The sequence below is a fragment of the Pseudomonadota bacterium genome, assembly GCA_018817425.1.
Lineage (GTDB): Bacteria > Desulfobacterota > Desulfobacteria > Desulfobacterales > RPRI01 > RPRI01.
On the sequence record JAHITX010000069.1, the window covers coordinates 1 to 26,380 of the forward strand.

The following is a 26,380-nucleotide window of genomic DNA, read 5'->3' on the forward strand; positions in this document are numbered from 1 at the left end:
GAAGAGTCCTATTTTACAATCTTTTGTAAAAAGGATCATACTTACGCAAAACAAATTAATTAAAATAACAATTTACACGTTGTTATTTATACGAAAAAGCTCAATAAATTTATATTATTTGACGGAGGTGCAACATGAATAAGATGGATAAAATAGATAAAAGTGTTGATAGAATCAGGGTTACCACTCTACTATCAGAGGAAGAAAAGGAAGCGTTAAAAGAAATTGCCTGGAAGAGCGGTAGAAGTATGAGCGGGTATATTCGCAATCTTGTGATTGAGGCAATTGAAATCAATTCTTAGACTTTTTCTCTGAAATTGCATCTATAATGGCACTAATCCACAACGGAATAAGGATAAATAATGCCCATAATGGATGGCCTCCAAAAAACCAGATAAAGGTAAATATCCCCGGCACAAGAAAAGGGCCAATTGTGCTATTTAGCATTCGTTCGAAAAGTCCAATATCTTTTTGTATATTGTTTTTCCTAAAAAGGGATGTAAGTACAATATTAATGAGATACATTCCGAAGAAGAGGGAACCCCCAATCAAAAGCGCTATTCCAATATGGTATAGATAATCTTTGCCTTCGTTACTGAACAAAGATAGTATAAAACCAATTGATAATACGATTATAAGACCTTGTGTAAATGGATGTTTGAATAATTTCTTGAATATCTGGATAGTAATATATTCCTTATATAAAATTACTGCCGGAAATAAACGATAATCATGCTTAGTGTTTTATGAAAAAGGGTGCCTTTGGCAATTCCGGTTTTTCGTTTAACCATCTGACCTACTAATATTTATTTCCCAAAAAATGTATTCATTCTTTGTTGGTGTTGTAATTGACTAATCTCTGCTTGTTGTTGTATCATTTCAGCATTCATTCTAGCTTGTTGACCCTCCATTTGAACTTTTTTAGATTCCATCTCTTCGAGTATATCCTCCGTATCCCTTTGTTGTCGCTTCATTTTAGTTTCCATCTCATCTTGTGGATTTCCTTGATTCCGAAGTTGTGCTTCCCGAAGAGTTACAATTGCTTTTAATACATTTTTTCTAAACCTTTTATCACTTGGAACTCGACTGCTCGGATCGTTTATGAGTTTTTCAACAAGGTCATCCACCTCACTGTTATCATCTTTTTCCAAACCCATTTTTTCTGATGATGATGCTTCACTGTATGAATATATTTCCTTTACTTTTACTTGATACCTTTCTGGATTTGGAGTGTTTGTTATGACTGTATTACCATCTTTATCAGTATATTTGTACATTTCTCCTGCCTGAATCGTCTGAGTGCAAATTAGAGAAAAGGCTATTAGGAAAATTATTACGATTAATATAGGGACTCTTGATTTTCTGTACATATAATTCAAAATTATGGAATTTAAGTTCTTCATTTTTCTATCCCCCTTAATGTAAGGTCTTTATAAAAGTATAGTTGTTGTCACCATTAGATTAAAGAATTAAAAAATTGTTTGTAATAGGAACCGAAATAGAATTTTGAAATGTTATTATTACTCCGGCAATTAAACATGTCCATTAATGTCCATGCAAAGCCAGTATTTGCTATAAATAGATAGCTGGAATGGCTGTATTTAGTTGCTGGTGTAATAACTTGAATATTGATACTTTGTTTTACCATTCCTCACTTGGGCTAATATATCATTTTACGGACATACATGCTTAAAAAGGCTTTCTCCACGAGAGCCCGGTTCTAACTTTACTCGTACGCCAGGAAGTTGTTTTTCTAAAAAACCTTCAAGGAGATTATAAGGGTTTTTGGAGAGACTCATACTTTCTCTTTCTAAACAGTAAATTCTTTCTATGTACGATTCACCTATTACTCCTGTAGCCTTTTCTTTTGTTCGTGTCCATACATTAACAATCTCTTTATTCTGTAATGTTAAACCAAAGATAGATTTTTTTTGAATTGGATAGTGAATACTATCCTTGTCATAGTAGTAAGTTCCATTATTGTCCTTGAAATATTCTTTCCAATCTTCACATTCTCCAGGTAATGGTGCGAAAGTTATTACAGCGAAGAGAAACCAAAATATAAAAAATCCCTGTTTAATCATAATAAAAAATCCCTGCTAAGTTTACACATTGAAATGAAGTAGTGTTCAAGTAAAGCGTCCGCTGGAGTGAAGTGTTATTTTTTTTCTATCACTAATGACTTTTTTATTTTGTTCATAGTTGTTTCAAGGAAATCCGTGTAACTATTATCATATGCAAGGGTCATTTTCACGGCTCTACTTCCTTGATAGATTACATAAATTGATATATTCATAGTTTTAGAATGTTCGATTGTTTTGTAATCAGTTCTCACACAAATAAAGCCGGAAAGCATTTCTTTTGTGGTCTTGAATGCAGAAACCTTAGTTGATGAATTATTTAATTTTGCTAATGAACTAACTAACATATTTCTACTCAAAATATCTTGTTTATTAATTTCTGATTGGCTCATGTTTTCAATATCGTCTTGAGTAAAAGTATTTCTGGTTCTTACGCTAATTCTAATAGTTGCTAAAGGTTGATTACTGACTGTAAAGTTTGCAGCAATAATTATATCATTATCACCTTGAGGAACCTTGGACAGCAATTCTGTATTAGTGTCGATTTGATCCATTATTTGCTTATCAATTATCTTCCAATGTTTGGGTATTTTAACCGAGATTCCGTATTTGAGTTTGTATAGTTCAAATCTACTGTGTTGGGGTTGAGCGACCAACATACAAGGAGAGAATACAAGAATTAAAACAATAGAAATTATTCGTAACATATAATACCTAAATAATTGCTGTATTGTTAATCAGTTTAAATTAAAGTACAAAAGTGAGGATGTATAAGTGCATATAAATCTTGCATCAGGTTGTCACCGCTATGATCTCACCGTTATATATCGGAATTCTATCAATTAAAGCATTCATACCGTACCCCCTCCTAACAGACTTAATTTAAGTTCTGGCGGTAAAAATAGTTTGTATAGCGTCAATTCCCTGTTTCTGAGAATATCCTGCAAGGTTTTGTGCTTTTTTAGGCTGAATAATAATTTATATGGGATATCCCTTTATTTGTAAAGAGTTAGCATCACTAAGACTAATAGTCAACCATTATTAATCATCTGGCCATGACTCACAGTCACTTCCATGACGGTTTTTCTTCGTATATTCTTACCTTAAAAGGGCGAGACTATGACAAATATCAAAAAGAAATTTGGTGCACACCTTTCTCAATTGCGCAATAAGGCAGGAATGACACAGGCAAAACTGGCAGAAAAAACAAATCTTAGTGTTGACCTGATAAGCCGAATAGAAAGAGGTGAACGCGCACCCTCCTTAGAAACTATTGAAAAGCTATCGAATGCTTTAAAAATAAGATTGTCAGAATTGCTTAATTTTGACGGGGAAGAAGTTACAGTATTATCGGAAAGTCCTTTTGAATCTCTGGAATTGTGGAAACTACTGAAAGGTAAACGGCCTAAGCAGATTAAGAAAATAACTGAAATTGCCAAGATCATACTGGAATGAACCATCCTGACCAATATTTTCTGAAGAGGTTTTTGGGAGATGAACCCCTATATCAGCCATTAGATCTTGTTCGGTAATATAAGCCTTAAGAGATGATGCCGGTTAAAACTTCAAAAAACACCCCTTGTTTGCATTTTGGGCATTGCATTGAATATAAATCTTGGATAGGAATAATTTCTTTATGTTTACATTTTGGGCATTCATGGGGATCTCGCTCAAGATCAATTCTTACTTCTGCTAAACATCCAAAACAAAGCATATCCGTTTCAAACCCCCCACGCTCATTAATCAATTTAAGGGCTTTTTTGTTTTGGATTGGAATATAAGGAAAACCAAAAATATCGTCTTCATTAATTTTCAAGACTTTCGCTATCTGATAAGATTCACAAGGGTGCGAACACGGGATACGGTTTTTTTTATCATCAATCACATACGTTATTCCGCCGAACGTATCTAATGTTAGTGCACACTTGTCACATTTGAAACGAATAAGAAGAGGCATGGTTTTTTAATCACTATTTTAATCACTGCGATAAAAAGAATTAGCTTGGTTTTAATCAATTCCGGCATATATAAACTGCGATTACATTTTGAATTTGGGGTACCGTTAACCCCTGGCTACCCGATTAGGCCAATATTCAGTATTAAAATCGATATTGTCAACTTCCATGGGCGAAATAGCAGCGTTTATAGTTTTTCGAAATTTTGAAAATGCATTAGGATTTCTGTTCACAGAATACCAGTTACCCCAAGGTGGCGAGAAATTTGGATTTGCAAATACAACTAAACGCCTCGCTTTCTTCCCAGTGAACTTTTTCGGAAAAGTTTCTTTGCCAAGTTCAATACCAACAATCACTTCCCATTCAATTTTCAAACGATTCAATGTTGCCAAGATAATTTCTTTACTCGGCTTTTGTTTAGGTTGGTGAAACTGCTCACCTATTTCTGGCCACCACCCTTTACCATTGGCAGAAACACCTGCTATGCTTTCAGCAACATCATAACTGGGTGATTCAGGCAAATTATTCATTAAAATAGACGAAAACCCATATTCATTTGTCCAATTGATTAAATCAATCCATCTGGCTCGGATAGCACTTGCACTTGAAAATGCTGCACCTGCCAATATCAAAGGCACGGGTGGCTTGGGTATTTGTCTATCCTCTCTAAGCATCCATGCTTTTGATAGTTGACTATGTATTTTTGCCCAATCTGTCGGCAATGGTACTGGTATTTCTGTAGAAACATTCTTTTCCATTTTTTCCCTGACCTAACAATATATGGAACAGTTTCCTCTCAATAACAGTGGTTTCTTTTTTTAAGATTAATTTCGGGTTATTTTTATCATGATTTCCGTTAGAAATCTACAAGTTTCATGAGAAGAATGCATAGTCATGGTAGGAGGTAGAAATAAAGCCTATAGATCATTTTTCTACAGCAATATCGCAGTACCTGTTTTCTCTATTTTTTTCTAAAATTTTGCCGACGATGTTTTCATATAGAGTAAACCAGATTAAAAGTATAGGGGGGGCCTTCCCGGAAGCATTCTTTTTTTGTCAGAGCGTGTAACGCATACAAGGTAGGGGTATTAAGGAGTCTCTACCCCCTATGTTTCAAAAAAGAGGTGTATGCCGGGGCTTGTTTAATAAGCATTCTTTTTCTTGCCTGGGCAGGGCGTGAAGCCAACACTCTCGATATTTGCTTCTCTGCAATCTGCTGCAATGGCTACAGCGATCACACGCACACGTTTAAAGACAAGGTGTTGAAGAAAGTAGATGAGCCTGAGCTATGTGGTAGTGTTTAAGGTCAGAAACCCAACGCTATAATGCTTGAAGCAGGTACCGGAATGCTATGAAAGATTATGAAGGTCTAAAATAAACGATTTTATCCGGGAACATTAAGAGTAAGGGGCTGGGCGAATCGTTTAACCTGGGTCGTTATAGGAAGCCGTAGCAGGGTAAACGAACCATAAGGCGGTCTATCTGATTCGGATATAGGCAGCAATCGGAATGACCAATATCGAAACAACACCCGGCAGGATTAAAAAAATTCGACTTCGTCTTAGTCGGGGATATACTATAAAGATTATTATCATAGATAAGAAAGCCTATTTCTCAAAGAAAAAATGGCATGAAATTTCCCAAAGTGGGGAGAGATTAACAGGACAAGAAAAAAGGTTAACCAGCATGTTGGCTAACCTTTTGATTTCATTGGTGCCGAGGAACGGAATTGAACCGCCGACACGCGGATTTTCAGTCCGCTGCTCTACCGACTGAGCTACCTCGGCATAGAAACTCTGTTTTAAAACAGAAGTATTATTTATTTTAAGCTTGCATTCTTGTCAAGGACTTTTTGCCCCATATCACCAAAAAGAAACTGGATAAGAGTGCATGCAGATAGGCTAGCGGTTTCCGCTCTTAAGATTCGGGGGCCAAGACCGGCTGTTAAAAAACCGCTTTCTTTGGCTTTTTCGACTTCATTTGTTGTAAAACCCCCTTCAGGCCCAAGCATTACAAGGATTTTGTTTATAACCCCATGTTTGCCACCAAGGTCTTTTATCTCAAGAAGGTTTTTTTCATTTTCCCAGAATATTATTTTAAGATCGAATCCTGGCTCAGATTCTAAAATTTCTTTAAAGGAAACAGTTTTTCCTATTTTGGGGCTTTTGGCCCGTTTGCACTGCTTGGTCGCTTCTTTTGCTATGGCTTCCCATCGTTTTGTACGATTAGAAAGGCGTTTGTCATCCGGTCTTGAAACAGAGCGTTCCGATATGAATGGTATCCATTTTGTAATGCCAAGTTCTGTGAGTTGCCGGATAAGATTATCCATTTTGCCTTCTTTAAGAAAGGATTGGGCTACAACTATCTCAAGAAACGATTCAACAACATGATTGCATTGTCCTACAATATTTACATCAACTTTTGCAGAAGAGACAGCAACAATCCTTGCTTCATATTTTATACCCGATTCATCAAAAAGCTCTATACTGTCTCCGGGTTTTAATCGAAGTACATTTATAATATGTCTTGCATCAACACCTCTTATTGAGGGATTTGTACCTGCAAGCTCGGATTGTTCAATATAAAAAAGTCTCATAGATATTTTATGATTTAAGGCGTATTCTTTAAAAAATTTTGTAAAATGACCCCGGAAAGTAAGTTCCCATCATTTCGCTTGAATCCTTGAATCCTTGACCCCTCACAAAATCACCGGCTGTTTCTAGTGCGCTTTTGCCCAGTTTATACCTGATGAAATATTTACTTTAAGCGGAACCTTAAGAGTCCAGACATTTTCCATTATATCTCTAACAAGTTCGGTGACCATATCAAGTTCTTCCGGTGGTACTTCAAAAACAAGCTCATCGTGAACGGAAAGAAGCATTGCGCTTTTAAGATTTTTTTCTGTAAAAGCTTTATCTATATTTATCATAGCAATCTTTATAAGATCAGCGGCTGTGCCCTGTATGGGAGTGTTTACCGCGATGCGCTCTGCCGCAGCTTTTACAATTTTGTTGGAGCTGTCTATATCGGGAAGAAGTCTTATGCGCCCCAAAAGTGTAGAGGTTTTTTTATTTTCATGCGCGTCATTAATGGTTTTTTCGATAAATTTGCTTACTCCTTTGTATCCCGCAAAATAATTATCAATATACGTTTGGGCCATTTTATGGCTGATACCAAGATCCTTTGCAAGGCTGAAAGCGCTTATTCCGTATATAATGCTGAAATTTATTGTCTTTGCCTGATTTCTTAACTCAGGTGTTATAAAATCCGGGAAAATCTGGAATATTTCTATAGCAGTTCTTGTATGAATGTCTTCATCTTCTAAAAAAGCTTTGATCAGTATTTCATCTTCCGCACAATGGGCAAGAAGGCGAAGCTCTATCTGAGAGTAATCGGCTGAAATAAGACTCCAGCCATTTTGGGGTACAAAAGCGCTTCTTATCTCTCTTCCCTCATCGGTTTTTATCGGAATATTCTGAAGATTGGGATTGGAGCTGCTAAGCCTTCCGGTAGCTGTTACTGTCTGGTTGAATGAGGTGTGTATTCTGTCTGTTTTTAGGTCTGCAATTTCAAGCAGTGCATCGGTATAGGTTGATTTAAGCTTGGAAAGCGTTCTGTGCCTTAATACAAGCGCCGGAAGTTCATGCTTTTCTGCAAGTTCTGTCAGTACATCCACATCAGTTGAATACCCCGTCTTTTTTTTCGTTTTCTTTTTTACAGGAAGCATCAGCTTTTCAAAAAGAACTTCTCCAAGTTGCTGAGGCGATTTGATATTAAAGGTCATACCGGCAGTTGAATAAATTTTTTCTTCAAGATCTTCTAACTGCTGTTTAAAATGCTTTGAAAGTTCTAATAACCTGTTTCTGTTTACACATATTCCGTTTGTCTCCATCTTCATAAGTACAGGGATAAGAGGCATTTCAATCTGTTCAAAAAGATCTTTGACCCCTATTTCGGTAAGCATAGGGAAAAGCACCTCGTGGGCCATAAGAGTGATGTCAGCGTCTTCACAGGCATATGAGACAGCCTTTTCCAAAGGCACATTTTTAAAACCGGATTCAGGCTTTTTCTTTCCCACTGTTTCTTCAAAAGTAATTTTTTTATGTCCGAGAAAATCAAGAGCTATCTGGTCAAGATTGTGCGCCCGCTTTGAAGGATTAATAAGATAAGATGCTACCATTGTATCGGAATATACTCCGGCAAGCTCAATGCCGTGACGCCTGAGCACTATCCAGTCGTATTTAATGTTCTGGCCTATTTTTTTTATATCGGGATTTTCAAAAACAGTTTTAAGCATTTTAATTGTTTCATCCATGCCAAGCTGTTTGGGCACGCCTTCGTATTCATGAGCCAGAGGGATATAAAATGCTTCGTGTGCTTTTAGTGATACAGATATTCCTACAAGCTTTGCTTTCAATGGATTTTCAGATGTTGTTTCCGTATCAAGGGCAAAATGGTCTGCGGATTCCAATCTTTCTACTAGTTCGGAAAGTGATTTTATGTCATCAATAATACTATACTTTTTTTCTGAAAGATCCGAATGACCGGAGAAACTTTGCTGAAGTTGCCTAAACTCCAGTTCCTGAAAAAGCGCGGATAATTTTTGGTTGTCCGGCTTTTTATAACAAAAAGCATCCTGCTCAAAATCAACAGGTACCTTTGTGTCTATTTCAACTAGCTGCCTGCTTAAATCGGCCTGTTCTTTAAATTGGATCAGGTTTTCATGCTGCTTTTTTTTGGTAATTGAATCAATATTATCATAAAGATTTTTTATGCTTCCGAAATTTTTTATCAGATCAAGAGCTGTTTTGGGACCGATTCCGGGAACTCCGGGAACATTGTCTGAGGTATCTCCCGAAAGCCCCATTACATCGATCATCTGTTTTGGCATAAGACCGAATTCTTCTTTAAAAGAATTTAAATCGGTTACTTTGTCTTTCATGGGATCCCATATGATGGATTTATCGGTAACAAGCTGTAGAAAGTCTTTGTCTCCTGTTACCATAACAGATGAAAAACCCGACTCTTCGGCCAGGTGTGCAAGAGTGCCTATAATATCATCAGCTTCATAACCTTGTATTTCTATAACAGGCAGGTTAAAAGCTTTTGTGATTTCCTTTATATAGGGGATCTGTATCTGCAAATCATCCGGCATAGGGGGCCGTGTTGCCTTGTAGTCTTTATAAAGATCATGCCGGAAGGTTGGGCCTTTGGCATCAAAAACCATAACAACATATTTGGGTGCCCAGTCTTCTATAAGCTTGATTAAAATACGGGCGAATCCGAAAATTGCATTTGTAGGAAGCCCTTTGGAATTGGAAAGATTTCTTATTGCATGGTAAGCACGATAGATGTATGCGCTTCCATCTATAAGAAAAAGGGTTTTGTCTAAATCTTTATTTTTTATTTCGGCAGAAACAATCATTTATAAGGCTCCAAAGCACCTTGACAGGGCGCTGTTGCTGTAATAACTTAGGGGTCAAGGATTCAAGGGGTCAAGGATTCGAGTGTAATAAAAAAAGTTTGTTCAATCACTTGAACCCTTGACCCCTGGAATCCTCGAACCCTATTATGATAACTATGACAAAGAATCCAACGAAACTAACATACAGAGAAAAACGCCGCAAGGCAAAAGAAAGCAATTGTTACTGCTGCAAACAGGAAGCTCCTTTTTGCTGGAGGTGCAGGTGTGGTTTTACCATATGCCAGGTCTGCATGGAAGAAAACTTCTGGGGAATGTCATGTAATGGAATTACCTGGCAGTGTCCTGACTGTGGAGGTCAGAATGGGTTAGGGAACCAATGAGCCAATTGCAAAACGCCCCATTTTGGCCGATCTCTGCGTTGGGCTCAAATTTTGCACGAAGTGAAGCATAGCGCTATCCTCGAAATACGCCATGTATTCCTGCGGTTAAAATTTTCTACCGCCTTGAGCTTGACCAAACTGAAACGTTTTGAAACAGGCTCCAGTAATTGTTTTACCATTCCAGCAAGTCTTCGGAGAGCATATTCAGCGGAGATTCATTAATATTTTTCCTGCGATTCTGGATATAAGCGTTTTTCAAACCCTCATATGGATCAAGAGAAGCTTTTTTGAATGCTTCATAATCTCCAATCTTGAAAGATGTTTTGTTTAGGGTTTGGTAAGCTGTAACACAAAGTGACAGTTCAATTGGTTCAAGATATGAAACAGGGTTTAAGAATCTATCTCCAAACATACCGAAAGAATCTTTAAGGGTAGAAGGGCCGAAAAAAGGCCAGACAAGATATATCCCGTCGCCTATTCCATACACAGCAAAAGTCCGACCCAGGTCTTCCTTTCCTGCTTTTAGCCATGTATAATTATTTGCGGCATCATCAAAACCTAAAATTCCCTGGGTACTGTTTATCATAAATCTTAAAAGCTCATGGCCTGCGATTACTATTCTACCCTGCAGGATACAATTTACAAAACGAATGGGCATTTTAATATTATAAAAAAAGTTATCTACCCCGGTTCTTACAATAGCTGGAGTTATAGCACGGTAAGCTTGTGAGGCCGGTTTTAAAGCCCAGAAATACATTTTGTCATTAAAATAATACATGGAAAAATTCCAATAATATAAAGGATCAGCAATAGTTATGGTTTCTTCTTGCCGTTCGAGTTCTTCTTTTAAAAAATCAGGCTCATCATCTAAAAAATCCTGATATGAATTATCGGATTCGGAAGCAATTAGAATTGTTTTGTTGCCATATTCCGGAGTTGACCAAATATCCGGATCGTATGCAATTAGAGAATTAGCAGAGAAAAAAAGCACGGTAAAAGCAATAATAGCTGGTAATTTATTCATAATATTTTTTAACTCTTTTCCTGGTCTTTAAGCTTTTTATTGAGCCGTTTTATAAGTTCATCAGGGGTTTCCTTTGACAAAATTTCATTGAACTGAGACCTGTAATTTTGAACCAGGCTTACACCCTCGATTTTGATATCATATGCTTTCCATTCATTATTTTTAAGCTTCATGCTGTAGTCAACAGCGATTTCTTTATTTTCCTGTATTATTTTTGTTTTCACAACCGCCTTGTTATCTGAAACAAACTCCTGATTAATATATACTACTTTTTCATTGCTGTATCCTGCCTGAATCTTATCGAGATATGCATTGCCAAGGACTTCTGCAAAAACTTCGGTGAATTCTTTTCTTTGCCGGGGAGAAAATATTTTATAGTTTACTGCAAGTGCCCGACCCCCAAGTTCTGTAAAGTCAAAGGCTTTGCGTATTATTTCCCACATCTTTTCACGCTGGGCTTTTTTTTGAGATTCATCTTTGTATTTTGGATCTTTTAAAAGGCTTAATCCTTCATCGATAGGACCTTGAAGCGAATCTAACGGGCTTAAGCCGGAAGAAAACGAAACTGTAACAAAAGTAAAAACCATTATTAATAAAAATACTATTATTTTTTTCACGCATTTCTCCTATTTAAACTGGCTCTTATTGTTAAACGCCGCCAAAAACATACTTGCTTATCAGCTCTTCAATATCAACGGCTGACTCTGTTTCGGTAATAGTATCGCCTGATTTAAGCACTATATCGGAACCACCTGGAGAGATTTTTATATATTTGTCTCCAATTAATCCGGATGTTTTAATCGAAGCAATAACATCATCTGTTAAAACAATTCCATTAGCTATTTTAATTTTAACAAGTGCTCTGGCATCTTTTTTACTCAGAGAAATGGAATCAATGGTGCCGATTTTGACGCCTGCCATCTCAACCTGGGAGCCTTTCTTAAGTCCTGAAACGGAGTTGAATTTAGCGTAGACCGGGTAATTATTGTCACTTAGCAACTCTATTTTTCCAAGCTTAATTGTAAGATAACCCACACAAATGAGTCCGAGTAAAAAAAATATTCCAACCGATGTTTCTATTGATTTTTTCTTCACATTTCCTCCAACTCAATAGTTTGAACATGTTTTATTGTTTCTTTTGGATGCATCCATTATCATTTCCGGTATAAAGTCCCTGGATAAATTCCTTAACCGCAGGGTCAGAGGACTGAGCAAGTTTTTCAGGGTTTCCCTCAAAAAGTATCCGACCTTCATTTAACATAGCGACCCGTTGTGAAATATGAAAAATATCAGGTATGTCATGACTTACAACAACTCCGGTAAACCCGAATTTCTTTTGATAATCCGATATCATTTCATGCACCGACTTTTTACGGATAGGATCAAGCCCGGTAGTTGGCTCATCGAATAAAACGGTTTCCGGATCGGTGACAAGCGCTCTTGCAAGAGCTACTCTTTTTTTCATTCCTCCTGATAGCTGTGAAGGATACTTTTCATCTATATCGTTAAGATCCAGCTGATCCATTTTATCTTTTACCCGAATGTTTATTTCGGAATCGGATAAACGGGTTGTTTCTTTAAGCGGAAGGGCTATATTTTCATATATGGTTAAAGAGTCAAAAAGAGCTGTTCCCTGAAACATATAGCTGCATTTTCTTTTTAAGGCTTTTTTTTCGGCTTTTTTCATATCCGAGAGAGGGCGACCCTCAAACAGTATGGCCCCCGAATCCTGCTCAAGAAGTCCTATTATATGTTTTAAAAGCACGCTTTTTCCACCTCCGCTTTTACCTATAATGGTTGTGATTTCACCTTTATAAATACTAAGATCGGCACCCGTTAAAACATGGTTTTCACCAAAGCTCTTATAAACGTTCTTGAATTGAATAAAAGGATCTTTCATAAACCCTACAGCAGTATTGATGTTAATACATAATCAGTTATAAGAATAGTGACACATGAAATTACAACAGCTGAAGTAGTAGAAAGGCTGACGCCTTTTGCGCCAAAACCTTCTTTTCTGGTATGTGTATAATAACCCTGAAAACAGCATACTGTTACAATAATAGCCGCAAAAACAAATGATTTGATAAAACCTCCGGTTACATCCGCCATCACAACACTGGTTTCGATGCGTGCAAAGTATGCACTGCCGCTTACACCGAGCAGAAGAGAACCCGAAATATATCCGCCGATAATACCTATAACATCAAAAAGGGCGGTAAGAAGCGGTATGCTTATCAGCGCGGCAGCCAGCTTGGGACTTACTAGAAACCGCAGGGGATTTATATCCATTGTATCAAGAGCATCAATTTCTTCCGATATACGCATTATCCCGACTTCTGCAGCTATCGCAGAGCCTGCTCTTCCTGTAACCATAATGGCTGCGAGTACCGGGCCAAGCTCCCTGATAAGTGAAAGGGCAACAACTGCGCCTAAAAATCCTGATGAGCCGAATTTTGATAGTGTATTATAACCTTGCAGGCCAAGAACCATGCCTGTAAAAGCCCCTGTAAGACATATTACAAATACGGATTTTGTTCCGATAAAATGTGTTTGTTGAAGAATCTTTTTTATTTGGAAAGGGCGGGAAAACATCAAATAAAAACTCTCGAAAAAGAAAATTGCTATTCGCCCCATTTCCTGGACTATAAATATTATCCATTTTCCAAGAGCAGTAATCGGATTTATTAAAACAGAGAATTGCGACATAATAACAAACCTTATAGCAACGAGGTTTTAAAATAACCTCCGATGTAACAACTGCAAGTTATCTAAAGCCATTACTGCTTGAATTTGCAGCAAAAAAGTTTTCAGTTTTTATTATTTTAATAATTGATTTTACTTATTAAGTAGTAGCACGATAAAAATGCAGGTGTCAATCATGATAAATATTGATGTGAAAATAAATAAGTTCTGGATATAGGCTTTCGCAGGTATGACGGTTCGGGGACTTTTTATGACTTTTGGCAAAGTGATGAATTATTGGCGTGAATCAAAAGCATTAAATATCGGATTTGGCTGATTACCAGGAATACGGAAGCTGTTTATTTAAAGTAATCTGCTTGTTTTTTACGATTATATATCCACCATATACAAGATCTTTAAAAATACGGCTGACCATTTCTCTTGAAGAGCCGGTCATATTTGCAATTTCCTGGTGAGTAAGTTTTTCTTCGATACATAGTTTTTTGCCAATAGGTTTGGCAAGATGGACAAGAAGTCTTGCCACTCGGCCGTATACATCCATAAGAGCAAGGCTTTCTATTTGTTTATTAGCTTCGCGAAGCCTTGTTACAACCCCGATAAGTAAATTAAATGCAAGATTTGGATTTGAAGCTAAAATATCTCTGATGCCTTCTCTTGATATGATCAAAACTTCTGTGGGTTCCCTGGTAATTATGCTGGCTGATCTATCCTCACCATCTATGAATGCCAGCTCACCAAAATATTCTCCGGGGCCGAAAATCGAAAGTATAACCTCTTTACCGTTTTCATCTGTAATAACTGCTTTAACTTTGCCGCTTATAATAATATAAAGAGAATCGGTTTTGTCACCTTCATTAATCAAAAGAGAATTTCTAGGAAATACCTTTTTGTTTGCTACTCTTGTAAGTTCAAAAAGTTCATCCTCATCAAGGCAGGAAAAAATCGGTATATTTTTTAATATGTTTGTGTGTTGCACTTTTGATAGTTCCAATAAATATTATTTGACAAAAATGAAAGAGACAAATTAACAAAAAACACGATAAACTAATCTATCGACTTTAATCAACAATTTTATTGTTGTCAATAAATAAGCATTTTTTTACCCAAACTATTTTATTGACGATATCTGTAATAACTTATATTAAATAAAATTTTTAATCATATATAAATCTGCTTTAGAGAATATGATAAATACTTGCAATAGCTAATCATAATAAATTGCTTTTATGGTATATTCTAAAACACAACAGCTTTTTGTGCATTAAGGGATGGCATTAGTATATGAAAGAAAATAATGGTAAAACAGCTCTTGTCATAGGTGGAAGCAGGGGAATTGGACGTGCAATTGCTCTTCGTCTTGCGCAATCCGGGTTTGATATCTGGTTAACATATCAAAGCAATCATGAGGCGGCAAATAAGGTAAAATCCGAGATAGAAACTATAGGTAAAAAATGCGAAAATATTGCATTTGATATTTCCGACCATGATGCCACAAAAGCCGCTCTTGAAAAAAAGTCGGATGAACATCCCCCACATGTAGTTGTGTTCAATTCGGGAATATCAAGAGATAATCTGATGGTCTGGATGACAAAAGAAGAATGGGATTCCGTACTTTCAGTAAATCTTGATGGATTTTATAATGTGATAAAAACAGTGCTTTTTCCAATGCTGAGGGAAAAAAGAGGGCGTATTATAGTTGTTTCATCAACTTCAGGACAAATCGGACAGGCAGGCCAGGTAAATTACTCGGCTTCAAAAGCGGGTTTAATAGGAGCTGTTAAAGCGCTTGCAAGGGAAATAGGGAAAAGAAATATTTTTGTCAATGCTGTGGCCCCAGGACTTATTTTAACTGATATGGTTGAATCTTTGGATAAAAGTAAATTGCTTCCACTTATTCCGCTTAACAGATTCGGAAAACCGGAAGATGTTGCATCTGTGGTTAATTTTTTATGCACCGAAGAAAATATGTATATTCACGGTCAGGTTATAGGTATTAATGGTGGCCTTGCAATATAAAACTTATGGAAACATATTGAATGAAGAAATATGACGATATTGTTGTAGGAAGCGGAATAAGCGGGATGACCCTTGCGCTTTTGCTTGGGATGAACGGTCATCGCGTACTGCTTCTTGAAAAAAGCAAAAATATCGGCGGTTCAATGGCCAGATTTTATAAACAGGGAATACCGCTTGATACCGGCTTTCACTTTACCGGTGGGTTTTATAAAAACGGAATTCTGGCTGATATGCTTGCTGTTCTTGGAATAAGCGATCAGATTCAGCCTGTCTTTATTACGAAAGAAGATGGAATCAGGGTAATATTTGAAGAAGATAACTCGGTTTACGATTTTCCCTTTGGTTATGACGAGAAGAAAGCAAAGATAATAGAATACTTTCCGGAGGAAAAAAAGGCTGTTGAACAATATTTCGATATGGTTGCAGATGTCTGCAAAAAAACAGTGTCGCTTGACTTGCGAAATATTTCACTTTCCCATCACTGGATTGATGAAGATTATATCAGCCTGGAGGATGTATTAAATAAGTTAACGGAAAATAACAGGCTCAAAGGACTGCTTTCAAAATACTGTATGTGCTATGGAGTAAAACCTTCGGAAATATCTTTTGCAAATCACAGCAGGGTAAGTTTCGGGCTTTATGAATCTGTTGCAAGGGTAAAAGACGGGGGGGATGCTTTTATCAGGGCTTTTAAGAAAAGTTTTGCAGATTATGATATAGAAATATGTACCGGAAGTTTTATTGAAGAATGTGCAGATGTAAATAACAATATTGTTGGAAAATTTATCTTAAATACAGGGGAAGAGATTGTTGCCGACAGATGTATTTTTACAATACATCCGAAAGCAATATTAGATGTTCTTCCAAAAGAGTGTCTTTCTAAAGCATTTATAAATAGGGTGGCTGCCTTTGAATCGTCAGCCGGCTTTTTTGCTTTGTTTGGAGTAGTACAAAATTACATTCCCACAGACAGAGACTCTGAGCCTACCATTCTATCGGTTTTTTCAACCACTGATATGAATCGGATTATAGATCCCTTATATTCCGGTAATCCGGCTCTTGTTATATTGAAGAATCAGGAAACAGTGAACGGGAAAAAGCATATGGTTATTTCTGCTCTTGAGCTTTCTTTTCCGGAACATGTCAAAGATTGGATAGATTCCGAACCGGGAAAGCGCTCTGAAGTATATCGGAGATACAAAAAAGAGCGCATAGAAAACATACAAAAAAGAATATTTATGGCTTACCCCGAATATAAAGATTCTTTTATGATATTGGATGCGGCATCAATACTGACCTTTAAAGATTATCTTAATTCGCCCGATGGTTCTGCATATGGAATAAAACAGAAAATCGGGCAGTTTAATCTTTTCGGAAAGCTTCCTGTACGAAATGTTTATGCAGCCGGACAAAGTGCGGTGCTTCCGGGAATTGTAGGCGCTATGCTTTCGTCATTTATAATAGGACGCAGCGTTGTCGGAAAAGATTTATATATTGATTTTATTAAAAAAAGGCTTGGAAGTTGAAAAGGGTTGTTATTACCGGCATAGGAGCTGTTTCTCCATTAGGCACTGATATACCTGCCATGATCAGCGGCATAGAGGCCGGAAAAAGCGGCGTTCGTTACATGGATGGTTGGGATCAATATATAGGTTTGAGAAGTCTTGTGGGGGCACCTGCTAAGCTTGAAAATGAAAAGGCTATCCCACGTTCAAGCAGAAGATCAATGGGAAGAATGAGCATATTTTCGGTTCAGGCTGCCGAACAGGCTCTTTTGGATGCAGGTATAGACCGTAAACTGCTATCATCAGGCCGTCTGGGATGCATAATTGGGTCTACCATGGGAAGTGCTGAAAGTATTAATGATACTTTTGAAATCATGATTCCCGATAAAGATCTTACAAAACTTTCTTCAATGAAGTTTTTTCAGTGTATCTCCCATACAGCTGCAATGAATACAGCCCAGCATCTGGGTATTACAGGCTATGTTCTTGCAACATCGGCGGCATGTGCTTCGGCTCTTCAGGCTATAGGTGCTGCTTACGATCTTATAAGACTTGGAAAGCAGGATGCAGTATTATGCGGTGGAGCAGAAGATCTTCACCCGACCGTTACCGGTTCTTTCGATATCCTTTTTGCTACATCAGCCGGATACAATAATGAGCCCCATAAAACGCCCCGTCCTTTTGATGCAAAAAGAGATGGTCTTGTTTGCGGAGAAGGAAGCGGTATTCTTCTTGTTGAAGAATATGAGCACGCATTAAAAAGAAATGCCAAAATTTATGCTGAAATTATCGGCTATCATACATGCGGAAGCGGAGTACACATAAGTAAATCCAATAAGGGTTCAATGGTGGCCTGTTTTAAGCAAACACTAAAAGAAGCTAAAATTAAAGCCGGTGAAGTCGATTATATAAACGCCCATGCAACAGCTACTCTAAATGGAGACAAGGAAGAGGCTGAAGCCATAAAAGAAGTATTTGGAGATCAGATTCCCGTAAGCAGCCTTAAGGGATATATGGGACATACTCTGGGAGCATCCGGCTCAATTGAGTTAATAGCAACACTTATTATGATGGAAAAAGGATGTATATATCCCACATTAAATCTTGAATCAGTTAGCCCTGAATGTGATGGTATTTTCCATGTAACTGAAAAATTAACAAGAAAGATTGATGTAATAGTTAAAAATTGTTTTGCTTTCGGAGGAATCAATGCTTCAATAATATGTAGAAAATTGAAGTAATTATAAGATAAAACGGGATATTAAATGACGGAACAAGAGATAATTAGACTGACAAATCAGGTTTTTGAAGAATCGTTTGAAATAGAAAAAGAACTATTAAAACCAGAAGTGAATATATTTCAGGATCTGGGGTTAGACAGTCTGGATGTGGTGGATCTTGTTGTGGCTTTACAGGAGAAATTCGGCGTAAAAATACGAAACGACGAGAGGATACAGACCATAAGAACGCTTCAGGATATATATGATTTCATATTTACATTAAAAGCAGAATATTGAGCCAGTTTCAAAACGTCCCATTTTGGCCGATCTCTGCGTTGGGCGAAAATTTTAATCCTCGAAATACTCCATGTATTCCTGCGGTTAAAATTTTCACCCGCCTTGACCTTGACCAAACTGAAACGTTTTGAAAGTGGCTCTATTAATACAGAGTTGCTTTATAATTAAGATGAAAGACTTTTTTATACTATTATTTTTTAATTTACTGTTTTATTTTTTCTTTATCGTTTTTTCTGTTTTTGGGATTCCACTTTTTTCTCTTATTGTAGCAATTCAGGCTCTGTTTATTTCCCATCGAAAAGCAATGAAAAAATTTCGCAGAGCTGTTGCCTGGTATGGTATTGGAGTATGCAAGGTTCTTCCATTTCCTTTTGTGCGAATAATTTTTAAGGATGTTGATGCATCAAACAATCCGGGGCCGTTTATTTTTATCTGTAATCACAGATCAGCCTCAGATCCCTTTCTGATGGCTTATCTTCCATATAAAGAAGTTATACAGGTAGTAAACATCTGGCCTTTTAAAATCCCGATACTTGGCTTTATGGCAAAAAGTGCCGGTTATTTGAGTGTAAGAGAAATGCCGTTTGAAGATTTTGAGAAAAAAACTATTGAGCTTTTAAACGAAGGTGTATCCATTGCTGCTTTTCCTGAAGGGACCCGCTCTAAAGATGGTTCGGTTGGGCAGTTTCACAGTTCAATGTTCAGAGTGGCGCTTAAATCAGGATATCCGATTGTGCCAGTATGCATTACAGGAAATGAAAATATTCCGGCAAGAGGAACACTTCTTCTAAGACCCGGGGCCATAAAAATACATAAGCTTAAACCCATAACTGATGATGAATATAAAAATTACAGCCCTTTTAAATTAAAAAACAGAGTACGTCAGATAATGATAGATGAGATTGAAATAATGGAAGGTAAAAAAGATGGCTGAATCATGCAGCCGGATATTTGACTCGCTTATTTATTTTGATGAGTATACAGGTGAAGACAGAGCAAACAGTCTTTATGCCCTTGAAATATATTTGGGAGATCCGGTTGATTTCGGGTTTTCTACAGCCTTTATTAATCCTGCTTCATTGCCTGATGAAAAACTTTCGGAAGAAGATATTTGCGATGTAATCAATCAGGCAAAATCTCTTGGTTTGAAAGTAATTATTTTTTCGGGTAAAGAAGCTGCAAGCTTTCGAAAAATGCAAAATATTTTATCTTTTGCAAAAGAGCTTGGTATTGATACCGATATCTTAAACGAAGAATATTTTTGTAATGCGAATTCCAAAAAAAATGACCCTGCTTTATGCATGCGCCACAGGTATTCTGTTGTTGTGACATCTTACGGTTATGTTTTGCCTTGTCCGGGGCTTAAAATACCTTTGGGAAATATCCGTTATCAGAAGCTAAGCGATATAATAAAAGACAGTGAAATATTATGCGATTTAAAAGACTACAAAAATAAAATAAAAGGGCCATGTCGCATATGCGAAAAAGCCAAAATTTGTTATGGATGCCGGGGCAGATCGTATCTTATTACAGGAGATTATCTTGCAGCAGATTCTTTGTGTGAAAAAAATGAAAAGAAAAAAAATAATATTATTTGTCTTCCGATTAAACTTGACGGAATAATACCTCAAATGCCTCCTATGCGAATTATTGACTCCATTGACAAATTGGCTGAACGCAGCGCCGAGTGTAGCGCATTAATAAAAGAGGGGATGCCTTTTATGGAAAAAGACGGCAGTATAGATAATGTCGCTTACTTTGAAATGATGGCACAATCTATTGCCGCACTTAATGGTTTCAGAAATATGGAAGCAACTGATTCTGCTCCGGAAGGTTATCTTCTGGGAGGAAAAAAGCTTATTATAAACTCTAAAGCAAAGGTTGGAGATAGACTTTCTATCTATGTTTTTAAGTATGCCAAGTTTGGTGGTTTCGGTATAGTAAAAGGGATTATTAAAAGAGATAACGAAGTACTTGCTTTTGGAGAGATTAAGATCTGGCATAATACGGATCAGGAATAAAAGGAACAGGCAATGTTTAAAATGATACGAATACTTACTCTTTTAATGCTGGTGATTTTATTTGCAGCATCAGGGGTGGCAGAGCAAACAAATTCTTCGGCTGATAACAAAGCCGGTTTAGATGAGGTATTGCAAAGGCTTGAAACAAAGATGGCAAAGATAAAAACCTTAAAAACCGCTTTTATTCAGGAAAAAGAGCTGGCTGTTTTTAATAGTAAAGTTGTATTAAAAGGAATGATTTATATCGAAAAGCCGTATCGGCTGGCATGGCGTGTAAATGAGCCTTTGAAATATATTATGATTATGTCCGAAAATACTATCAGCCAGTGGGATGAAGATACAAAAAAGGTTCAAAAGATTTCTCTGTCAAAAAATCCGGCATTTGAAGCAGTTATCGGTCAGATGCGGGGATGGTTTTCAGGCGCTTACACACAGCTGGTAAAAGATTATGATGTTATCCTTGTTTGCGATAAACCCGTATCACTAAAGTTTGTTCCAAAGACTGAAACCTTTGCAGGCAATGTTATTAAAAGCGTAACAGTTGATTTCAGAAAAGACGAACAATACATCCAGAAAATTTTTATTGAGGAAAAAAGCGGTGATACAACCTCACTCATGTTTGTTGACACAAATGTAAATATTGAAATTGAACCTGCCGCATGGAGGCTTATTCCCATTGCCGGATGATATAAAAATAAAATCCGAAATAAACAATAAAAAAAAGAAGTTAATTATAACCGGAATCTTTTTTCTTGTTATTGCAATATCTGTAGCCGGATTTTTTTTTGTTTCTTTTGACAACAATATGGAGTCGATGCTTCCCGAAGAAACTGAAATTATAAGAAGCATACGTTTTTTAAGAGAGTCTGAATTTTCGGAAAAGATAGTACTTTCATTAAAGCTTAATGATGTAAATAAAACGGAAACCGATCTTATAAAAGAAGTTGACCGTCTTGCATTATCCTTAGAACCTCCTTTAATCACCGAGGTGTTTTTTAATGTTTCGGAAACCAAATCTTTTAAGGATATGCTTGGTTTTTTAAAATACACACCCCAGCTTACAGATAAAGAAACTTTATTAAATATTGATTCTTTAATTAATACGGATGGAATAAATTTAGTTTTGAAAAAAAATTACATGCAGATCATTTCTCCATCCGGCATGTTTGCAACTTTGTTTGTAAGATCCGATCCTTTAGGAATAAAAAACGGGTTGCTTAAAAAATTGCAAAAATTTTCTTCTTCAACCGGTTATGAAGTCATAATAAAAGACGGCCATTTATTAAGCCGGGACAAAAGACATGCTTTAATGATACTAAAAACCCCGGTTGCGGTTAGCGACGGTTTCGGATCGCGAAAGCTTATAGCTTATCTTCATGAAAAACTTGATGCACTTCCCCCATATATTTCTTCTGATATAATTTCTGCTCATCTTCATACTATAAGCAATGAGGATGTTATAAAAAGCGATATACAGCTTACAATGATAATTGCATCAGTTGCTTTTTTTCTGGTATTTTTGTTTTTTTTCCGTGATATAAAAGCCGGGTTGGTTTTTTTAATTCCTCTTGCTTCGGTTGCGGTTGCAGTCAGCCTATCTTCTTTATTTTTGGATAAATTATCTTATTTTATTATAGGCATGGGAGCAACTATAGCCGGTATTTCAGTTGATTACGGAATACATGTTTATACTGCCATAAGATGCAGCAGCAACAGATTTGATGCTGTTAAACAGGTAAAAAAGCCCGTAATCGCAGGAACTTTAACAACAATAGGTATTTTTGCAGCTTTTTATTTTTCGGATGTTCCCGGATACCGTCAGCTTGCAGTGTTTTCTGTAATCAGCATTATTTTTTCACTAATTTGCTCACTTTATTTTCTGCCGCCTTTTGTTGAAACAAACAATGAATTTAAGATGCATGGCCTGTTTAACAGATTAGCTGTATTTTCAAAACCCGATGATAGAAAAAGCACCGCCAAAATAAATGATAAAATATGGGTTTTTATATGGGTTTTTTTAGCACTTATAATGGTTTTTTTCTTATCCAAAATTCAGTTTGATAGCGATATCAAACAATTTGACGGAAGCAATCCTGAAATATTTAAAGCGGAAGATTCATTTAAAAAAGCATGGGTAAAAAAAGATGATCCTGCAATACTGGTTGTCTTTAATAAAAATCCTGAACAAGCAATTCTTGAAACAGAACTTATATATAAAAAGGCTGTTAATAAATTTGGAAATGACAATATTTCAAGTTTTGCTGCTATATGGCCTTCTTTAAAAACAAGAAGCGAGAATGCCGTTTTTTGGGAAAAATTCTGGACCAAAGAAAAGGTTACAAAATTAAAAGAGCTTTTTGCAAAAGAGGGCAGGGCGTATAATTTTTCTGACAATGCTTTTAATCCTTTTTTTGATAATCTTTATAATGGTACTGATGTTTTAGTAAACACTGATGAGAATGAATTTTTAAAAAGATTAAAAGAAAGGTTTATTCTAAAACATGAAAAAGGCTTTTACGTATTAACTTTTTTTCCTGATGAAGAATCATATATTTCAGAATTTGCAAAAATAAGCAAAGTACATCAGGATACATTTATTGTATCAAGAAAGCAAATTTCAACAGCTCTTTCAGATGTAATTTCACATGAGATTATATATATATCTATAATTGCAGGTATTTTACTTCCTATTTTGATGATGATATTACTAAAAGATATTAAGCTGACTTTCCTTGCGCTTGTACCGGTTTTTATGGGTCTGGCGGCAGCTCTGGGTGTTCTTCCCATAGTCGGCTTAAGTTTGAATGCTCCATGTTTGATTGCAATCATGATTCTTGTTGGGCTTTGCAGTGACTACGGAATATTCATGGTTTATAAATGTAGTCATAACTACAAGACAGGTACGGAGACGGCAGTGTTTCTGGCTGCATTGACAAGTATGATAGGAACCGGCGTTCTTCTTTTTGCAAAACACCCTGTTTTATTTTCAATCGGGACAATACTTTTTACCGGTCTTTTAACGGGATTTCTTTCCTCTGTTATTGCAGTGCCTTGTATTTACAGGCTTTGGCTTACAAAAAAAGGTGTTAAATGTTAAGATATTTTGCTATTACTGGAATTTTTCTTCTGTGCTTTGCAGGCTGTTCCGGGATTCCGTTTAAAAAAGCTTCCTGTGTATCAATGGACAATGTTGATCCTGACAGTGTAATAGAAAACTTTTCGCTGGTGCTTGCCGATAAATTTCAGATAATAAATACTATCGTTTTTGAATATAAGGGGCAGACCATTTCATTTATAGGATATTCGGATATTGATACGAAAGAAAAAGTATTTACAGTGGCTGGTATAAATCCGGTTGGAATCAAACTTTTTGAACTCGTTGGTGAAAAAGATAAAAATATATTAAAATTTGCTATCGAAGAATTTACAAAAAAAGGGAATTTCGCAGAAGCTGTGGGAGATGATATAAGGAAAATATTTTTTGATCGTCTGCCTGAAAACGGGTCAAAAGTACATAAAAATGAATGTGAAATTATTTTTAGCCAAAAAGATGCTGATTTAACTACTGAATATGTTTTTGCAGGGCAAAACAATTTTCTTGTTAAAAAAAGATACCTTGTTAAAGATGATGTCATATGGTGTGTTAATTATTATGAATATAAGAATAAATTTGGCAAAGTACATCCATCCGGAATAATCCTTAATAATTACAAATATGATTACAGGTTGATATTAAGGCTAAAAGAGGTCAGGCAATGAATATCCTGATGCAACAGATAAATGAATCCATGCATGAACTTATGGAAAGTGAAGGCGGCATAACAGCCCGATTTATTTTTCTGCCTGAATTTACAGGATTTAAAGGTCATTTTCCGGACAGGCCTATTTTGCCGGGTGTTTGTAAAATTCAGTCGGTAATTGCAATGCTTGAAAAATTTCATGGAAAAAAAATTTGCTTAACTGAGATTTTGCTGGCAAAATTTGTTGCTTCGGTAACTGTAAATCAGGAAATTATAATTGTATCCACAAAAATTAATGAAGAAGTAAAAGAATCAAAGATAAAGGCATCTGTTACAAGCGGAGATACAAAGGTAGCAGAAATACAATTGAAAGTGTCAGTAGTTTAAGATGAAAAAAAATAAAGATCGCACATTATTGCGCAGAAGAAAAAACGGTTATTTCGAACGTGTTAAAGGTGTTCCCGATCCTGTTTCTGCAAGTATAACAAGACGTGTCGGATTCAGCGAAGCCGATGTTATGGGAATTTCATGGCATGGAAGATATCCCGGGTTTTTTGAAGAAGCATCTGCCGTGCTTGGAAGAAAATGTAATCTTACTTATAAAGATTTTTATGATTCCAATTTAAGGGCTCCGATAATACAGCTTCATATAGATTATTATCTTTCGCTGATGTTAGATGAAGAATTTAGTGTTACTGCTTCTCTTATCTGGAATGAAGGTGCAAGACTTAATACCGAATTTACAATTACAAAAAAAGATGAAAGTATTGCCGCAACAGGTTATACTATACAGATGTTTACAGATGCTTTAAGCGGTGAAGTTATTATAGCATCCCCCGAACTTCTTGAAAGATGCCGCAAAAGATGGTTGGCAGGAGAGATTAAATGACAAGAGCTGTAGCGGTTGCATGCGATATGGTTACATCTTATGGATGGGGTACCGATAAATGCTGGGATGGGCTTTTCTCAGGTATATCTGCCATCCGGCCAATAGAACGTTTTGCTACATTAAATATGCAAACCGGTAATGCCGGAACGATTCCGGGTTTGAAATTAAGCAAAAAAGAATCTCTTGTGATGCAGATGATAAGACCGCTTCTTTCAAAGATTGCAGTAAAAATTCCTGAAGATACTTTTGTTATTCTTGCTACAACAAATGGTGAGATTGAATATCTGCAACGCTTTGTTTTGGGCGAAGAACAAAGCGCAAAAGAAAGTCTGCCGGATTGTTTGCTTGATAAGATCATGAGGCTTGCCGGAACCTGTGGCAAAGGAACGGTTGTTTCTTCGGCATGTGCTTCATCAAGCATTGCAGTATCAAGGGCTGCTTCACTGATACAAAACAATGATTATGATAGTGTTTTAGTTATAGGCTGTGATTGTGTTTCCGAATTTGTTACAGCCGGTTTTTCTTCTCTGATGGCTCTTGATCCTGATAAGGCAAAACCTTTTGATAAAAACAGACGGGGTTTAAGTCTTGGCGAAGCAGCTGGCTATGTGCTTCTTATGAGCGAAGAAAGGTCTGTAAAAAATAATGAGAAAGTACTGGGTGAGGTTGCAGGCTGGGGTTTGTCAAATGATGCAAACCATATAACCGGCCCTTCAAGAGACGGAAGCGGGCTTTGCCAGGCTATTTCCAATGCATTACAATCTGCCGGAATATCTGAAAATGAAATCGGGTCCGTATCGGCACACGGAACCGGCACGGTATACAATGATTCTATGGAAATGAAAGCAATTAAAAAAATCTTTGGCGAACATAAATTGCCTGTTTATTCGATTAAGGGTGGAATAGGGCATACAATTGGTGCTGCGGGTATTCTTGAAATAATAATTTCATTTAAGTCTTTGAATAAAAAAATTACACCTCCAACTGTTAATTTAAATAATATAGATAAAGAAGCCATGGGCTGGGTTTTTTCATCTTCTCAATCTTATAAAAGCAATTATACTCTTTCAATCAATTCGGGTTTTGGTGGAGTTAATTCTGCGCTTATTCTTAAAAATTAG

28 protein-coding genes and 1 tRNA gene are annotated in these 26,380 nt (G+C 36.6%); 15 read left to right on the forward strand and 14 right to left on the reverse strand.

Translation table 11 applies throughout. The features are described 5' to 3' along the window. Positions 1 to 134 precede the first annotated feature (134 nt). A complete protein-coding gene (locus KKC46_11950; GenBank protein MBU1054521.1) occupies positions 135 to 302 on the forward strand; it encodes a hypothetical protein in 168 nt (55 codons plus the stop codon). Positions 303 to 806: 504 nt separating this feature from the next. On the opposite strand, the gene KKC46_11955 is transcribed toward KKC46_11950, so the two are convergent. The 3 genes from KKC46_11955 to KKC46_11965 form a co-directional block, all read right to left on the reverse strand. After that, entirely contained in the window at positions 807 to 1,403 is a 597-nt protein-coding gene (locus tag KKC46_11955; GenBank protein ID MBU1054522.1) for a DUF4124 domain-containing protein, read from the reverse strand. Positions 1,404 to 1,673: 270 nt separating this feature from the next. Further along, the gene (locus KKC46_11960) at positions 1,674 to 2,084 is read right to left on the reverse strand and encodes a hypothetical protein (GenBank protein ID MBU1054523.1); all 411 of its coding nucleotides are present in this window, start codon (positions 2,082 to 2,084) and stop codon (positions 1,674 to 1,676) included. A 74-nt stretch (positions 2,085 to 2,158) separates the two neighbouring features. After that, a complete protein-coding gene (locus KKC46_11965; GenBank protein MBU1054524.1) occupies positions 2,159 to 2,635 on the reverse strand; it encodes a hypothetical protein in 477 nt (158 codons plus the stop codon). Between the two features lie 565 nt (positions 2,636 to 3,200). Between KKC46_11965 and KKC46_11970 the strand changes: the two genes are divergently transcribed. Then, positions 3,201 to 3,536 carry a helix-turn-helix transcriptional regulator gene (locus KKC46_11970; GenBank protein ID MBU1054525.1) on the forward strand — a complete coding sequence of 112 codons (336 nt, stop codon included), beginning with the start codon at positions 3,201 to 3,203 and terminating at the stop codon, positions 3,534 to 3,536. Positions 3,537 to 3,621: 85 nt separating this feature from the next. On the opposite strand, the gene KKC46_11975 is transcribed toward KKC46_11970, so the two are convergent. The 5 genes from KKC46_11975 to polA form a co-directional block, all read right to left on the reverse strand. Continuing rightward, positions 3,622 to 3,966 (reverse strand): hypothetical protein, encoded by a 345-nt coding sequence (locus tag KKC46_11975; protein MBU1054526.1) that lies wholly within the window; start codon positions 3,964 to 3,966, stop codon positions 3,622 to 3,624. Positions 3,967 to 4,143: 177 nt separating this feature from the next. Then, a complete protein-coding gene (locus KKC46_11980; protein MBU1054527.1) occupies positions 4,144 to 4,794 on the reverse strand; it encodes a hypothetical protein in 651 nt (216 codons plus the stop codon). A gap of 953 nt (positions 4,795 to 5,747) precedes the next feature. Further along, positions 5,748 to 5,823, reverse strand: a tRNA-Phe gene (locus KKC46_11985). Positions 5,824 to 5,855: 32 nt separating this feature from the next. Continuing rightward, positions 5,856 to 6,632: a 16S rRNA (uracil(1498)-N(3))-methyltransferase gene (locus KKC46_11990; protein ID MBU1054528.1), complete on the reverse strand. Its 777-nt coding sequence runs from the start codon at positions 6,630 to 6,632 to the stop codon at positions 5,856 to 5,858. A gap of 123 nt (positions 6,633 to 6,755) precedes the next feature. Further along, the gene (gene polA, locus KKC46_11995; GenBank protein ID MBU1054529.1) at positions 6,756 to 9,461 is read right to left on the reverse strand and encodes a DNA polymerase I; all 2,706 of its coding nucleotides are present in this window, start codon (positions 9,459 to 9,461) and stop codon (positions 6,756 to 6,758) included. A gap of 155 nt (positions 9,462 to 9,616) precedes the next feature. Here polA and KKC46_12000 point away from each other — a divergent pair, with 155 nt between their 5' ends. Beyond that, a complete protein-coding gene (locus tag KKC46_12000; GenBank protein ID MBU1054530.1) occupies positions 9,617 to 9,841 on the forward strand; it encodes a hypothetical protein in 225 nt (74 codons plus the stop codon). Positions 9,842 to 10,013: 172 nt separating this feature from the next. On the opposite strand, the gene KKC46_12005 is transcribed toward KKC46_12000, so the two are convergent. The 6 genes from KKC46_12005 to KKC46_12030 all read right to left on the reverse strand — a co-directional run bounded on the left by KKC46_12005 (position 10,014) and on the right by KKC46_12030 (position 14,547). After that, positions 10,014 to 10,865: a VacJ family lipoprotein gene (locus tag KKC46_12005; protein ID MBU1054531.1), complete on the reverse strand. Its 852-nt coding sequence runs from the start codon at positions 10,863 to 10,865 to the stop codon at positions 10,014 to 10,016. 8 nt (positions 10,866 to 10,873) lie between these two features. Further along, on the reverse strand, positions 10,874 to 11,482 hold the full coding sequence (locus KKC46_12010; GenBank protein MBU1054532.1) for an ABC transporter substrate-binding protein: 609 nt from the start codon (positions 11,480 to 11,482) through the stop codon (positions 10,874 to 10,876). Between the two features lie 31 nt (positions 11,483 to 11,513). Further along, on the reverse strand, positions 11,514 to 11,960 hold the full coding sequence (gene mlaD / locus KKC46_12015; protein MBU1054533.1) for an outer membrane lipid asymmetry maintenance protein MlaD: 447 nt from the start codon (positions 11,958 to 11,960) through the stop codon (positions 11,514 to 11,516). Positions 11,961 to 11,991: 31 nt separating this feature from the next. Continuing rightward, positions 11,992 to 12,765, reverse strand: a complete 774-nt coding sequence (locus tag KKC46_12020; protein ID MBU1054534.1) for an ABC transporter ATP-binding protein — start codon at positions 12,763 to 12,765, stop codon at positions 11,992 to 11,994. 5 nt (positions 12,766 to 12,770) lie between these two features. Then, complete coding sequence (locus KKC46_12025; GenBank protein ID MBU1054535.1) at positions 12,771 to 13,574, reverse strand: ABC transporter permease; 804 nt, start codon at positions 13,572 to 13,574, stop codon at positions 12,771 to 12,773. Between the two features lie 313 nt (positions 13,575 to 13,887). After that, a complete protein-coding gene (locus KKC46_12030) occupies positions 13,888 to 14,547 on the reverse strand; it encodes a Crp/Fnr family transcriptional regulator (GenBank protein MBU1054536.1) in 660 nt (219 codons plus the stop codon). Between the two features lie 305 nt (positions 14,548 to 14,852). On the opposite strand from KKC46_12030, the gene fabG reads away from it, so the two are divergent. The 12 genes from fabG (at position 14,853) to KKC46_12090 (ending at position 26,380) form a co-directional block, all read left to right on the forward strand. Further along, on the forward strand, positions 14,853 to 15,587 hold the full coding sequence (gene fabG / locus KKC46_12035; protein MBU1054537.1) for a 3-oxoacyl-ACP reductase FabG: 735 nt from the start codon (positions 14,853 to 14,855) through the stop codon (positions 15,585 to 15,587). Between the two features lie 20 nt (positions 15,588 to 15,607). After that, complete coding sequence (locus tag KKC46_12040; protein ID MBU1054538.1) at positions 15,608 to 17,113, forward strand: NAD(P)-binding protein; 1,506 nt, start codon at positions 15,608 to 15,610, stop codon at positions 17,111 to 17,113. Continuing rightward, a complete protein-coding gene (locus tag KKC46_12045; GenBank protein ID MBU1054539.1) occupies positions 17,110 to 18,333 on the forward strand; it encodes a beta-ketoacyl-[acyl-carrier-protein] synthase family protein in 1,224 nt (407 codons plus the stop codon). The genes KKC46_12040 and KKC46_12045 overlap by 4 nt, the downstream gene beginning before the upstream one ends. Before the next feature lie 24 nt (positions 18,334 to 18,357). Next, entirely contained in the window at positions 18,358 to 18,609 is a 252-nt protein-coding gene (locus KKC46_12050) for an acyl carrier protein (GenBank protein ID MBU1054540.1), read from the forward strand. A gap of 304 nt (positions 18,610 to 18,913) precedes the next feature. After that, positions 18,914 to 19,543 (forward strand): 1-acyl-sn-glycerol-3-phosphate acyltransferase, encoded by a 630-nt coding sequence (locus KKC46_12055; protein MBU1054541.1) that lies wholly within the window; start codon positions 18,914 to 18,916, stop codon positions 19,541 to 19,543. Then, a complete protein-coding gene (locus KKC46_12060) occupies positions 19,536 to 20,630 on the forward strand; it encodes an SPASM domain-containing protein (GenBank protein MBU1054542.1) in 1,095 nt (364 codons plus the stop codon). Before KKC46_12055 ends, KKC46_12060 begins: the two co-directional genes overlap by 8 nt. A gap of 12 nt (positions 20,631 to 20,642) precedes the next feature. Then, positions 20,643 to 21,317, forward strand: coding sequence for an outer membrane lipoprotein carrier protein LolA (locus KKC46_12065; GenBank protein ID MBU1054543.1), 675 nt, complete (start codon positions 20,643 to 20,645; stop codon positions 21,315 to 21,317). Next, positions 21,307 to 23,727, forward strand: a complete 2,421-nt coding sequence (locus KKC46_12070; GenBank protein ID MBU1054544.1) for a hypothetical protein — start codon at positions 21,307 to 21,309, stop codon at positions 23,725 to 23,727. The genes KKC46_12065 and KKC46_12070 overlap by 11 nt, the downstream gene beginning before the upstream one ends. Continuing rightward, positions 23,721 to 24,389, forward strand: coding sequence for a hypothetical protein (locus KKC46_12075; GenBank protein ID MBU1054545.1), 669 nt, complete (start codon positions 23,721 to 23,723; stop codon positions 24,387 to 24,389). Before KKC46_12070 ends, KKC46_12075 begins: the two co-directional genes overlap by 7 nt. After that, positions 24,386 to 24,757, forward strand: coding sequence for a hypothetical protein (locus KKC46_12080; protein ID MBU1054546.1), 372 nt, complete (start codon positions 24,386 to 24,388; stop codon positions 24,755 to 24,757). The genes KKC46_12075 and KKC46_12080 overlap by 4 nt, the downstream gene beginning before the upstream one ends. Position 24,758: 1 nt before the next feature. Continuing rightward, positions 24,759 to 25,259: an acyl-CoA thioesterase gene (locus tag KKC46_12085; GenBank protein MBU1054547.1), complete on the forward strand. Its 501-nt coding sequence runs from the start codon at positions 24,759 to 24,761 to the stop codon at positions 25,257 to 25,259. Continuing rightward, positions 25,256 to 26,380, forward strand: a complete 1,125-nt coding sequence (locus KKC46_12090; GenBank protein MBU1054548.1) for a beta-ketoacyl-[acyl-carrier-protein] synthase family protein — start codon at positions 25,256 to 25,258, stop codon at positions 26,378 to 26,380. The genes KKC46_12085 and KKC46_12090 overlap by 4 nt, the downstream gene beginning before the upstream one ends.